Source organism: Parasalinivibrio latis, assembly GCF_036825535.1.
Classification (GTDB): domain Bacteria; phylum Pseudomonadota; class Gammaproteobacteria; order Enterobacterales; family Vibrionaceae; genus Parasalinivibrio; species Parasalinivibrio latis.
In genome coordinates this window covers 673,119-686,151 of the sequence record NZ_CP098812.1, presented here as the reverse complement: position 1 = coordinate 686,151, position 13,033 = coordinate 673,119, and the positions used below count along the sequence as shown (strand labels likewise).

General features: G+C 50.7%; 13 protein-coding genes. 3 read left to right on the top strand and 10 right to left on the bottom strand.

Annotation, left to right across the window (positions count from 1 at the left end; all coding sequences use genetic code 11):
- Nucleotides 1–40: 40 nt before the first annotated feature.
- The 3 genes from clpB to rluD form a co-directional block, all read right to left on the bottom strand.
- Entirely contained in the window at nt 41–2,614 is a 2,574-nt protein-coding gene (clpB, locus tag NF212_RS03455; RefSeq protein ID WP_434358856.1) for an ATP-dependent chaperone ClpB, read from the bottom strand.
- A 129-nt stretch (nt 2,615–2,743) separates the two neighbouring features.
- Nucleotides 2,744–3,472 carry a peptidoglycan editing factor PgeF gene (gene pgeF, locus NF212_RS03450; RefSeq protein WP_434358854.1) on the bottom strand — a complete coding sequence of 243 codons (729 nt, stop codon included), beginning with the start codon at nt 3,470–3,472 and terminating at the stop codon, nt 2,744–2,746.
- Entirely contained in the window at nt 3,469–4,449 is a 981-nt protein-coding gene (rluD, locus tag NF212_RS03445; protein WP_434358852.1) for a 23S rRNA pseudouridine(1911/1915/1917) synthase RluD, read from the bottom strand. The genes pgeF and rluD overlap by 4 nt, the downstream gene beginning before the upstream one ends.
- A 275-nt stretch (nt 4,450–4,724) precedes the next feature.
- Between rluD and bamD the strand changes: the two genes are divergently transcribed.
- The 3 genes from bamD (at nt 4,725) to pheA (ending at nt 7,597) form a co-directional block, all read left to right on the top strand.
- Nucleotides 4,725–5,450, top strand: coding sequence for an outer membrane protein assembly factor BamD (gene bamD, locus NF212_RS03440; RefSeq protein WP_434358850.1), 726 nt, complete (start codon nt 4,725–4,727; stop codon nt 5,448–5,450).
- Between the two features lie 352 nt (nt 5,451–5,802).
- A complete protein-coding gene (gene hpf, locus NF212_RS03435) occupies nt 5,803–6,138 on the top strand; it encodes a ribosome hibernation-promoting factor, HPF/YfiA family (RefSeq protein WP_434358848.1) in 336 nt (111 codons plus the stop codon).
- 283 nt (nt 6,139–6,421) lie between these two features.
- Nucleotides 6,422–7,597, top strand: a complete 1,176-nt coding sequence (gene pheA / locus NF212_RS03430; RefSeq protein ID WP_434358846.1) for a prephenate dehydratase — start codon at nt 6,422–6,424, stop codon at nt 7,595–7,597.
- Nucleotides 7,598–7,664: 67 nt separating this feature from the next.
- On the opposite strand, the gene tyrA is transcribed toward pheA, so the two are convergent.
- The 7 genes from tyrA to rpsP all read right to left on the bottom strand — a co-directional run bounded on the left by tyrA (nt 7,665) and on the right by rpsP (nt 12,826).
- Complete coding sequence (gene tyrA, locus NF212_RS03425; RefSeq protein WP_434358844.1) at nt 7,665–8,789, bottom strand: bifunctional chorismate mutase/prephenate dehydrogenase; 1,125 nt, start codon at nt 8,787–8,789, stop codon at nt 7,665–7,667.
- Between the two features lie 10 nt (nt 8,790–8,799).
- Complete coding sequence (locus tag NF212_RS03420; protein ID WP_434358842.1) at nt 8,800–9,873, bottom strand: 3-deoxy-7-phosphoheptulonate synthase; 1,074 nt, start codon at nt 9,871–9,873, stop codon at nt 8,800–8,802.
- Nucleotides 9,874–10,144: 271 nt separating this feature from the next.
- Nucleotides 10,145–10,537: a DUF2799 domain-containing protein gene (locus NF212_RS03415; RefSeq protein ID WP_434358840.1), complete on the bottom strand. Its 393-nt coding sequence runs from the start codon at nt 10,535–10,537 to the stop codon at nt 10,145–10,147.
- Between the two features lie 339 nt (nt 10,538–10,876).
- Complete coding sequence (gene rplS, locus NF212_RS03410) at nt 10,877–11,227, bottom strand: 50S ribosomal protein L19 (RefSeq protein WP_434358838.1); 351 nt, start codon at nt 11,225–11,227, stop codon at nt 10,877–10,879.
- Between the two features lie 27 nt (nt 11,228–11,254).
- The gene (trmD, locus tag NF212_RS03405) at nt 11,255–12,010 is read right to left on the bottom strand and encodes a tRNA (guanosine(37)-N1)-methyltransferase TrmD (protein ID WP_434358836.1); all 756 of its coding nucleotides are present in this window, start codon (nt 12,008–12,010) and stop codon (nt 11,255–11,257) included.
- A 21-nt stretch (nt 12,011–12,031) separates the two neighbouring features.
- A complete protein-coding gene (rimM, locus tag NF212_RS03400) occupies nt 12,032–12,559 on the bottom strand; it encodes a ribosome maturation factor RimM (RefSeq protein WP_434358834.1) in 528 nt (175 codons plus the stop codon).
- A gap of 18 nt (nt 12,560–12,577) precedes the next feature.
- Nucleotides 12,578–12,826, bottom strand: coding sequence for a 30S ribosomal protein S16 (gene rpsP, locus NF212_RS03395; RefSeq protein ID WP_054673082.1), 249 nt, complete (start codon nt 12,824–12,826; stop codon nt 12,578–12,580).
- Nucleotides 12,827–13,033 lie beyond the last annotated feature (207 nt).

Genomic DNA, 13,033 nt, shown 5'->3' with positions numbered 1-13,033 from the left:
GGGGAGAACTCTACGTTCTCCCCCATTCTATTCGTTTGTTTTAATGTCTTGCGACTACTTCACCATTTTCAACACCAAGGTGAATAGTACGCCCTGCAGACAATTTACCGGACAGGATTTCCTGAGCAACTGGGTTTTCGACGTATTGCTGTATTGCACGCTTGAGTGGACGCGCCCCATAAACAGGGTCAAAGCCTACCTTCGCTATCGTACTCAGCGCTTCTTCACTTACTTCCAGAATGAAGTCTCGGTCAGCCATGCGCTTAGCCAGGCGATCAAGCTGGATAGAAGCAATCTCCTTAATGTGCTCTTCGCCCAATGGGTGGAACACAACAACTTCATCTACACGGTTGATGAATTCAGGACGGAAGTGGTGACTGACAACTTCCATAACAGTTGACTTCATTCCGTCATAATCCAGCTCACCAAAATGCTCCTGAATACGATCCGAGCCAAGGTTCGATGTCATAATGACTACCGCATTACGAAAATCCACCGTACGGCCTTGGCCGTCAGTCAGGCGTCCATCATCAAGTACCTGCAACAGTATGTTGAATACATCCGGGTGAGCCTTTTCCACTTCATCGAGCAAGATGACGGAATAAGGACGACGACGAACTGCCTCTGTCAGGTAACCGCCCTCTTCATAACCGACATAACCCGGAGGCGCACCGACCAGTCGAGCGACGGAGTGTTTCTCCATAAACTCGGACATGTCGATCCGGACCATCGCATCACTGCTGTCAAACAGGAATTCAGCCAGTGATTTACAAAGCTCCGTTTTACCTACACCTGTAGGGCCAAGGAACAGGAAGGAGCCGATTGGACGGTTCGGATCCGCCAGTCCGGCGCGGCTGCGTCGGATAGCATTCGCGACTGCACTCACCGCTTCATCCTGGCCAATGACGCGGCCATGGAGTTTCTCTTCCATTTGGAGCAGCTTTTCCCGCTCACCTTCCAGCATCTTGGCAACTGGGATACCGGTCTGGCGGGAAAGCACTTCGGCAATCTCAGCATCCGTTACCCTGTTGCGCAGCAGCTTCATTTCGTACATTTCAGCCTGACTGGCAAGGTCGAGTTGTTTTTCAAGCTCTGGAATACGGCCGTACTGCAGTTCAGACATCCGGTTAAGGTCACCGGCCCTGCGGGCGATCTCCAGATCAGTACGCGCCCTTTCCAGCTCAGCTTTAATATGCTGAGTGCCAGACAGCGCTGCTTTCTCAGATTTCCAGATCTCTTCCTGCTCCGAGTATTCACGCTCTTTTGTTTCGAGCTCTTCACTCAGCACCGACAGACGCTTGCGGCTTGCATCGTCATTTTCTTTTTCAAGCGCCTGTTGCTCAATCTTTAGCTGAATGATACGGCGCTCAAGACGGTCAAGGGATTCCGGCTTGGAATCGATCTGCATACGAATGCTCGATGCGGCTTCGTCGATCAGGTCAATGGCCTTATCTGGCAGCTTACGATCCGACACGTAGCGGTGTGACAACGTCGCAGCAGCGACAATTGCCGGGTCAGTGATTTCCACATGGTGGTGAAGCGCGTACCGCTCTTTCAGACCACGAAGAATCGCAATAGTGTCTTCCACGGTTGGCTCTTCAACCAGGACTTTCTGGAAACGACGTTCAAGAGCGGCGTCTTTTTCGACATACTGACGGTATTCATCCAGGGTAGTGGCACCAACACAGTGAAGCTCACCGCGGGCCAGGGCAGGCTTGAGCATGTTACCCGCATCCATTGCCCCCTCGGCTTTCCCCGCACCGACCATAGTATGCAGCTCATCGATAAAGAGGATGACATTCCCCTCTTCCTTCGCCAGTTCGTTAAGCACCCCTTTCAGGCGCTCTTCAAACTCACCGCGGTATTTCGCACCGGCAACGAGCGAGCCCATATCCAGAGAAAGCACACGCTTGTTACGCAGCCCTTCAGGCACTTCGCCATTCACAATACGTTGCGCAAGGCCTTCGACGATAGCGGTTTTACCGACACCGGGCTCACCAATAAGTACCGGGTTATTCTTGGTACGGCGCTGCAGAACCTGGATGGTGCGGCGGATTTCTTCATCACGGCCGATAACAGGATCCAGCTTGCCTTGCTCAGCACGTTCGGTCAGGTCAATGGTGAACTTTTCAAGTGCCTGACGGCTTTCTTCTGCGTTTGGATCATCGATGTTCTGACCACCGCGGACTTTGTCGATTGCCTCTTCTACCTTACGGGTAGTCAGGCCAAGTTCGCGCAGTAACTCTCCCAGCGGGCCTTTGTCTTCCACTGCCGCCAGGATAAAGAGCTCGGATGAAATGAATTTATCTTTGCGTTTCTGTGCCAGCTTGTCGCACATATTCAGCAGCATGCCCATACCATGGGAAAGCTGCACATCACCACCGATGCCAGACACTTTGGGCAGACGGTCAAGAAGCTCAGAAAGGCTTGAGCGCAGCTGGGAAACGTCAACATCCAGCATGGTCATAAGAGGGCGGATAGTACTGCCGTCTTGATTGAGCAGTGCCACCATCAGGTGCACAGGCTCGATATATTGATGGTCTCGTCCCAGCGCCAGTGACTGAGCATCGGCGATGGCTAACTGAAATTTACTGGTAAATCTGTCTAGGCGCATAGCCCCTCCTAATAAAATCACCACGCCTTGTATGACTTTATAGATGGGATCACTATCGCGTTTTTTCAAGGGAAACCGGCTAAAAAACGAAAATTTTCAGCCGGTAAAAAAGTGCAGAACGGTGTAAAATCAGAGGCGCCAGATAAGCGTTGCCTGACGTCCGGTTTTACCATCACGGCGGTAGGAATAAAACAGCTCCGGATCAGAATGGGTGCAGTATTCCCCTCCGAAAATCTGGCTGACACCGACGGCTTCAAGGCGAAGCCGGGCCAGTTGGTAGATATCCGCCAACCAGCGGTCATTGTGCGGCTTGAAAGCGACTTTCGCTTCCGGTTGACGAGCAACAAATTGCTCTCGTACTTCAGGGCCCACCTCAAAGGCATCTGGGCCAATTGCTGGGCCAAACCACACCATCACATTTTGAGGTTGGGTAAATTTCGCCAGCGTGTTTTCCAGGACACCATCCAGCAGTCCGCGCCATCCAGCATGCGCAGCTGCCACCTCTTGCCCGTCTTCTGAGCAAAAGAGTACCGGCAGGCAATCTGCTGTCATGATGCAGCACACCTCTCCGGATTTATCCGTGTAAGCAGCATCTGAATCCGGCACAGAGCCTTCAGAAAGAGGCAGTTCCATCACTTCGGTACCGTGAACCTGATTTAGCCAAGCAGGTGGAGCAGGAAGATGGGCATCTTCCTGCAACAGCTTACGGTTCTCCAATACCCTGGTAGGATCATCCCCAACATGGTTTCCCAGGTTTAATCCCTGGAAAACCCCATCGCTGACACCGCCTCGCCGAGTGGTGCTAAGCGCCTCAATATTTGCCGGTGCAGGCCAGTTGGGAACAATCCAGCTTGTCATAGGTCGTCCATCAGATCCTTGTTCAGAATTGCGTCATCACGCAGCACTTCAGCCAGTTTCACCATGTCATCAGGAACCGGTGCATGCCATTCCATCTCTTCACCAGTGATTGGATGTTCAAGGCGCAACATAACAGCGTGCAATGCCTGTCGGTCAAACGCACGCAGCGTTTTCACCAGTTCTTCCTCTGAACCACGAGGCGGACGAGGACGCCCACCGTACTGTTGGTCTCCAACCAGTGGGTGGTTCAAATAAGACATATGAACACGAATCTGGTGAGTACGGCCGGTTTCCAGACGCAGTCGGATACGTGTGTGCTCACGGAAATGTTCAGCAACACGGTAATGGGTAACTGCTGGCTTACCGAACTCGTTTACCGCCATCAGAGTACGCTTGGTCGGGTGACGGCCAATTGGTTTGTCCACCAAACCGCCTCCGGTCATACGGCCAATAGCAATGGCTTCATATTCACGGGTAATACGGCGTTTTTGCAGCGCACGAACCAAACGGGTTTGCGCCGGTACGGTTTTCGCCACTACCATCAGGCCGGTGGTATCTTTGTCCAAGCGGTGCACGATACCGGCACGCGGTACTTCGGCAATCTCAGGGTAACGGAAAAGCAGGCCATTGAGGACAGTGCCATCAGGACAGCCCGCACCCGGGTGTACAACCAAATCCCTTGGTTTGTTGATGACCAGGATATCATCGTCCTCGTAAACGATATTCAATGGGATATCCTGTGGTTCGAAGCGTTCATCATCTTCGATTTCAGCCGCGATCACGATGGCTTCGCCACCCATCAATTTATTGCGGGGCTTGTCTACAACAACCCCGTCGACACTGACCCGTCCCGCCAGAATCCATTCTTTGATTCGTGAACGGGAGTAATCAGAAAACAGCTCTGCCAGAGCCTGATCAAGACGTTGGCCAAGCTGGCTGTCATTTACTGTCGCGGTTAACTCAATTTGTTGCGCCATATCGAACTTTTATTAATTTCATCAGACAAACTGCTTACACATGGCAGCAGTTAAGGGATGGTGGTAACCCGCAGGAATACTGTGCGGATCATATTGTTCTACCGCCAAACAGGGGATTTCGTTAATCTGTTTGGTTTACGCCATGGTGCTGGGTAGAATAGCCGGAATCGCGCCATTGTATCTTTTAAAGGCCGCAAGACCAATGCTTCATCAACGATGAAGTTGCCGGCCACCTGGAAAGAGTTGAACCCTAGACCAAGGAAGCGACTGAAATAATGAAACGTCTTATCCTCAGCGGCCTGCTTGCCGTTGGATTATTGGCTGGCTGTTCCAGCAAAGAAACTGTAGTGCCTGATGTTCCGCCTTCGCAACTTTATTCTGAAGCACAAACGTCTCTGAATGAGGGTAACTGGACATCAGCTATCGAAAAACTGGAAGCCTTGGATTCTCGCTATCCTTTTGGTGCGTACTCCGAGCAGGTCCAACTCGATCTGATTTATGCCTACTACAAAAGTGACGATCTGGCACTGGGTGAAGCTACAATCAACCGCTTTATGCGCATGAATCCCGGCCATGCCAAATCTGACTGGGTTTTATATATGCGCGGCCTGACCCACATGGCAGGGGATCGCAGCATGCTGCATGATATCTTTAATATCGACCGCTCTGACCGTGACCCGCAACCGGCGATGAAAGCTTTCCGTGATTTCAAACGACTGCTGGAGCGCTATCCAAACAGCCCTTACGCAGCCGACGCAAAGACCCGGATGTTGTTCCTGAAAAACCGTTTGGCTAACTACGACCTCGCAACCGCTGATTTTTATATCCGCCGTGAGGCCTGGATTGCTGCCGTTAACCGATGCAAGCAAATTCAGCAGGATTTCCCGGATACCGAAGCTGCACGTAAATCGCTGCCACTGATGTTGGAAGCCTACGAAAAGCTCGGTCTTGAAGAACCAGCACAGCGCACCCGGGAACTGATTAAACTCAACCCGGTATAAACTCCAATTCCGGAAAACAAAAAAGCAGCGATTGGATCGCTGCTTTTTTGTTTGAATTCGATTTTCATGCCATTCCATGCCGGTTAAAAAGTCACCTCAACCTGGCGAACGGCCGCACAAGTGCTGGAACAATAAAGTAAAAAATTGCCCTCTACTCTCTCCATACTGCAACAGCCCTCTCCCCTATATCAAGAAAAATCGGCAACAAATTTGCCAACTCACGAAACAGGATCACAGTTTGAAACCCCTCAAAAACATCACACCAGAAAGGTGATTTTCGTCACATTTTTATTCTCCCAAAACAGTAATCTGAAAGTGAGCCCGCAAGGGGGAAAGAGAAGAGGAAACACGTATGAGAGTAGAAATTACTGGTAAAAACATCGACGTAACTCCTGCCATCCGCGACCGTATTGTGTCCCGGTTTGAAAAACTGGAAAAATGGCAGACGGCTCTCATCAATCCCCATGCTGTGATCAGTGAGCAACCCGGTAAAATGTTCAAAATCGAAACCAGTGTAGGTGTACCAGGTGGCACCCTGGTCGCTTCGGCAGAGCATGAAGATATGTATGCCGCGATTAATGAAGCTGGGCAGAAACTGGAGCGTCAACTGAACAAACAACAGCATAAATCAGAAGCCCGCCGCGCTTCTCACCATGAAAAGATTAGCGAAGAACCAGAAGCAGTCTGATTGGGAGACAGACACGAATTCCTGAAAAGCCCCGCCGTAATGGCGGGGCTTTCGCTTGACATCCCTTACCTGTCTCAATATTGTTTTGGTTAAACAAAGAACAGATGAAACACAACATGACAGCCACTAAAGAGTTTTTCTTCCGCTTTTTTACCTTCCCATCCGGGTGAGGCGAGCGTTCGTGGCTGAATAACTAAAACGAACAGAAAGCCTCCCCAGAGCCGGGAGGCTTTTTTGTTTAGCGCAATATTTATGGAATGCGAACACAATAGACAGGACTGCTATGAGTGAGCCGACGTTGAACCTGGACCAGATTCGCCAGAGTGTTACCCGAATCGACAATGAATTGCTCCACCTTCTGGCTGAGCGCCGCAAACTGAGCCTAGAAGTAGCCAAAAGTAAAATCCAGACCATGAAACCGGTCAGGGACCAACTCCGGGAGCAGCAACTTCTCGAACGCCTTATCGGCGAAGGAGAGAAACAGGGGCTGGACGCCCAATACGTAATCAAACTGTTCCATACAGTGATTGAAGACTCTGTCCTTTACCAGCAGGCTTTCCTGCAATCCCTGGCCAACCCGGACAGTGCATTTGCCGTTGCCCGAGTCTCATTCCTCGGTAACAAAGGTTCCTATTCCAACCTCGCCGCAAGAGACTATTTTGCCCGTAAGCAGACCAAGCTAATCGAGATCAGCTGTCGCACCTTCAAGGAAGTGATTGCGGAAGTGGAAACCGGCAATGCAGATTACGGCGTCTTGCCAATCGAAAACACCAGTTCGGGCTCTATCAACGAAGTCTATGACCAACTCCAGCACACCCGTTTGTCGATTGTCGGTGAGCTTACCCAGCCTATCGACCATTGCCTCCTAACGGCGGGAGAAACTTCGCTGGAAAATATCAGCTGCCTGTATTCCCACCCACAGCCGCAACAGCAGTGCAGTGAGTTTCTTGCAACATTGGGGGACATCCGGGTTGAATACTGCTCCAGCACCGCAGAAGCAATGCAGAAAGTTGCCGAGTTAAATGACCCGACCGTTGCCGCCATTGGCAGTGCGTCAAGCGGTGAGCTTTATGGCCTGACACCCATCAAGCGTGGAATCGCCAACCAGCAGGAAAACTTCACCCGTTTTATCGTCGTTGCCCGTAAGGCAGTCGAGGTATCTGAACTGATTCCGGCCAAGACCACCATCATTATGTCCACCTCCCAGCAGCCAGGTGCGCTTGTGGAATGTCTGTTGGTACTGCGCACCCACGGTATCAACATGACCAAGCTGGAGTCCCGCCCGGTAATGGGTAACCCATGGGAAGAGATGTTTTATCTCGATGTGGAAGGTAATATCCGCTCAGAACTGATGGTCAAAGTGTTGGAAGAGCTCACCTCCCTCACCCGTTATATCAAGGTGCTGGGTTGTTACCCGACAGAAACGGTCAACCCCACCAAGGTAGAAGTCAAAGCCTGACGACTTTTAAAGCGAAACCAACGAAAAAGAGGCGGAATCACCCGCCTCTTTCTGTATCAGCTGAATACTATTCCTTCCGCGAGTCATTGGCCTGACGCAGCAGTGCCTGGCTTTCAGACTGGAAGTGGCGTGCATAATCGCCAAACCAGTTTTCCACCTGCTGGAATGCGGCTACGAACCCATCCTTGTCCTGCTTGTCGAGAAGCTCTATTGCCTCACCGTAGCGTTGGTGGAAACGCTTAATCATGTCGATATTGCGTTGGGACGACATAATGATATCTGCGTAAAGCTGCGGGTCTTGTACAAACAACCTGCCGACCATCGCAAGCTCCAACCGGTAAATTGGTGAGCTCAGCGCGGTAAGCTGTCCAATATCCGGGTTTTCCTCGGCAAGATGGACACCATAGGCAAACGAAGTAAAGTGACGAAGCGCCTGAATCAGCGTCATACCCTGGTCATGCTCAATGGCACTAATCCGGTGCAACCGGGCACCCCAGATACGGAACTGTTCAAGCAGCCACTGGTAAGCTTCCGGTTCGCGGCCATCACAGAAGGCAATGACCTGTTTAGCCAGGCTGGATACATCCGGACCAAACATTGGATGCAGGCCAACCACAGGGCCTTTATGCACTTCCATCATCGCTTGCAGGGGCTCGGTTTTTACCGACGTCAAATCCACCAGAATGCAATTATCCGGCAGGTTGCCAAGGCGTCGTATCACCATATCTGTCAGGTTAATCGGTACGGTTACCACAACCAGCCCGGCACCGTCCAAAATTGCATCAGCATTGTCCCAGTCTTTACTGCCCAATTTACGGACTTCATAGCCGGAAAGGGAAAACAGCTTGCTGAACAGGCCACCCAGTTGACCATAGCCACCAACGACGACTATTGGGCCAAGATCCGGTTTCAGACACTTGAAACCTGAGTCGTTCTCGCTGGAGTACGACTCTCGCATAGTACGACGCAGGATATCTTCAATAAGATCTGGTGGTACTCCCTGCGACTGCGCTTCTTCCCGCCGAGAGGCTAGCATCGCTGCCTCACGGTCAGGTGCATAGATGGGAAGGCCATGCTGGCTTTTTACTTCGCCCACTTCGGCGACCAGTGACAAGCGGCGGGCAAGCAACGCCACCATCTGTTTGTCGACTTCATCAATCTGATCTCTTAAACGGCTCAGCTCAGCAACCATGGTGTTCTATTTATCCTTCCAGGCGTTGTTGTAAAAACGGCGTCAGCTCTTCACGGGCAAGGCGCAGTAATTGATCGGTGGAATCCCAGTTAATACAGGCATCTGTGATGGAGACACCGTAAGCCATATCCTCCCGGGGAAGTTCAGCAGACTGGTTACCCTCATTGATATGGCTTTCCAGCATCAGGCCGATAATAGATTTATTACCTTCACGGATCTGGTGAAGCACATCTTCAGCAACAAGTGGCTGACGACGGTAATCCTTACGAGAGTTGGCATGGCTACAGTCTACCATCAGTGCCGGGTCAAGCCCTGCAGCTTCCATCTCAATTTCACACTCGCGGACTGAAACAGAATCATAATTGGTCTGTTTTCCACCACGCAAGATCACATGCCCATCCGGGTTTCCCTGGGTACGCAAGAGTGCAACTTGCCCATCCTGATTAATCCCCATAAAACGGTGACCGGATGCGGCGGCCTTCATCGCATTGATAGCTGTGCCCATGCTTCCATCGGTTCCGTTTTTGAAGCCGACCGGCATGGAAAGGCCACTGGCCATTTCACGGTGGGTTTGTGATTCAGTGGTACGTGCGCCAATTGCAGACCAACTGAACAGATCGCCGATGTACTGCGGACTGATCGGGTCAAGGGCTTCCGTTGCGAGCGGTATTCCCATTTCTGTCAGCTCAACCAGAAGCTTTCTCGCTGTCAGCAAACCAGATTCCACATCAAAAGAGCCGTCAAGGTTAGGATCGTTAATCAGCCCTTTCCAACCTACAGTGGTGCGGGGTTTTTCAAAGTAGACACGCATTACCAGGTAAAGCTGATCGCTGACTTCTTCCGACAAGGCCTTCAGGCGGCGAGCATAGTCTTTCGCCGCCTCAAGGTCATGAATGGAACAAGGGCCACACACAACCAGAAGACGGTGATCGCGTTTGTGGATGATGTCGGCAATGGTCTGACGGGCCTGGCTGATGAAGGCCAGTCCCTGCTCACTGACCGGAAGTTCCTTTTTCAAGCTGTCCGGCGTAATTAGTACCTGTTCATCCTGAATATGGACGTTATTTAGCTGGTCTCTTTCCATTTTGGGCTTCCCTGATGCGTTTTATTGTCTAATTGCTAACCAACATACCAGCCACGATTTGGATTGCAAGTTTTTTGTAAACTTAAAATTACCAATGTAAATTTAAGTTTACAAAATAATTTTAGATGACGTGTTTGAGGGAAGGAATAGAGCTTCAACACCAAACTCCGCTTACCCCTGGGTGTAAAAATTTCAATCCACCCAAATATAAGGTTCAATCAGAAACCACTAAGGCACATCTGCTCTGTACAAATAATGCTTTTATTACAGGTTAATACCCATTTCCCGCCGGGTTGTAATTATTAAAGCCTCTTTGCCACTCCATACGGAACTGCTGACCGTCAGGACGGCTGTCACACACACCATGATATTGGATACCTTCAAGGCCAATTTGGTATGCATGAGAGGGAATGCAATACTCATCCACCCCTTCAAGGTAACCCTGCTCATAATCCAGGAACTGGAACTGCCCATTTCCGTACTCAGAGGCTACTTTCGCCAGATCTTCTGCGCTTCGTGAAGGCAAACCACGCAGGCCATCTTGCTTGCCCAACCCTTGCCAGTTTTGATCCTGTACATAGTGCTCAGTAGACACTCCCGCAGCGCAGCCGGCCAGGGCAACCAGTACTAATCCCATCAAGGTTGTTTTCAGTTTTGTTTTCATTGTCTGGTCTCGAAAAAAATCGCCCGGACACTATATCAGATCGATTGCATGGAGGTGTTGTAAAGAAAGGTTGCAAGGTGCGAGATGCGAGATGCGAGGTGCGAGGTGCGAGGTGCGAGGTGCGAGGTGCGAGGTGCGAGGTGCGAGGTGCGAGGTGCGAGGTGCGAGGTGCGAGGTGCGAGGTGCGAGGTGCGAGGTGCGAGGTAGGTTAATGAATTGCTTCAAGCCAAGGCAAGTTTTTTCGCCACTCAATACTGATTGCTCACCTCTTTTTTCAATCAAAAAAGGGCCCGCAATTGGCGGGCCCTTTTCTCAGTCTGCGTTAAACGCCGCTGAGTCTTACTTGGACAGACGCTCTTTGATACGAGCAGCCTTACCAGTACGCTCACGCAGGTAGTACAGTTTGGCACGACGTACTGCACCACGACGCTTAACAGTAATGCTGTCAACGACTGGAGAGTGAGTTTGGAATACACGCTCAACGCCTTCGCCGTTAGAGATCTTACGAACGGTGAATGCAGAGTGCAGACCACGGTTACGCTTAGCGATTACAACGCCTTCATAGGCCTGCAGACGCTCACGGTTACCTTCTTTTACTTTAACCTGAACAACAACGGTGTCACCTACACGGAATGCAGGAACATCTTGCTTCAGTTGCTCGTTTTCGAGCGCTTTGATGATATTGCTCATTACAAATACCCTAGAATAAACTGATACTTAATCTACCGATTTACTTGCCCGCTGCTCTTTTACGAACTCGGCAAGTAATGTTTCCTGTTCGTCAGTCAGAGCTAGGTTTTCCAGGAGCTCCGGTCTTCTTAGCCAGGTTCTGCCCAGCGACTGTTTCAGTCGCCAAGTGCGAATGTCCTTATGGTTGCCTGACTTGAGCACCGAAGGTACTTCAAGGCCATCCAACACTTCAGGACGGGTATAGTGCGGGCAATCCAGCAAGCCATTGGCAAAGGAATCTTCCTCTGCTGATGCCATGTCACCGAGTACGCCAGGTACAAACCGGGCGACGGCATCCATCAGCACCATGGCTGGCAGTTCGCCTCCACTCAACACAAAATCACCAACTGACCATTCTTCATCGACTTCAGTCTGGATAATGCGCTCATCAATCCCTTCATAACGTCCGCAAATCAAAATCAGGTTTTCGCTTTGAGCAAGCTCTTCGACGCCAGCCTGGTCCAACTTACGTCCCTGAGGGGACAGATATACCACTTTCGCTTTCCCTTTGGCTGCCTGCTTTGCTTCATGGATGGCATCGCGCAATGGCTGCACCATCATCAGCATCCCAGGGCCACCGCCATAGGGACGGTCATCAACCGTTCGATGTTTATCGTGTGTAAAATCACGAGGATTCCACGTCTCGACGGTTACCAGACCTTTTTTGACTGCCTGGCCAGTTACCCCAAAATCGGTAATGGCACGGAACATGTCCGGAAACAGGCTAATTACGCCTACCCACATTTTCCTGCACACTCCCGGGGTTTAAAAACCCGGATCCCAGTCAACTTCGATCCGTTGAGCTTCACGATCGACATTAATGACGACCTGCTCATACAGGAACGGAATCAATCGTTCCTTTTGGCCAAAAGCATCTTTCAGATTAGCCTTAACCACCAGTACGTCGTTAGAACCGGTTTCCAGCAGATCATCCACCAGGCCCAGATCATAGCCCTGAGTAGTCACCACTTTCATACCGATCAGTTCGCGCCAGTAGAATTCATCGCCGCTCAGTGCCGGAAGAACTTCCGGGTCAACCGCGATTTCGGCGTTGGTCAGGGCCTGAACTTCTTCACGCTGGTCGATACCTTCCAGCTTAGCAACCCAACCTTTATTGTGGCGTTTCCAGTCGTCGACCTTCACTTGTTGCCACTCACCCCGGATCTTAATAAACCACGGGGAATAACTGAAAATGCCTTCCGGCTCTTCTGTAAAAGAAAAGATTTTCAGCCAGCCCTTGATGCCGTATGAAGCACCGAGCTTACCTACAACAACCTTCTCTTGCTTTGTCATTGCTTATTCAACCAACAATTACGCAGCTTTAGCAGCGTCTTTGATCAGCTTAGCAACACGGTCAGTTACAGTTGCACCTTGACCAACCCAGTGATTAACACGAGCCAGATCCAGACGCAGTTTCTCTTCCTGACCCGCAGCGATTGGGTTGAAGAAACCGATCTTCTCGATGAAACGACCGTCGCGTGAAGTGCGGCTGTCAGCAACAACGATTTGATAGAATGGACGCTTTTTAGCGCCGTGACGTGCCAAACGAATGGTTACCATATCGTCCTCTTTCGCATTACTAAATAAAGTTGGCCCCGAATAGTACGGGGCCTCGTGCCAAAATAAAGCTCGGGAATTTTACTCTTTATTTGTGTGATTGCAACCGCTTTAGCCATATTTTAGCCACTGGCAGCGCGCCCCACACAGAGGAATAAAGTGTAGAATCAACCAGTTTTAACCTACAAAAATCCCTCCTATATAAAGGAG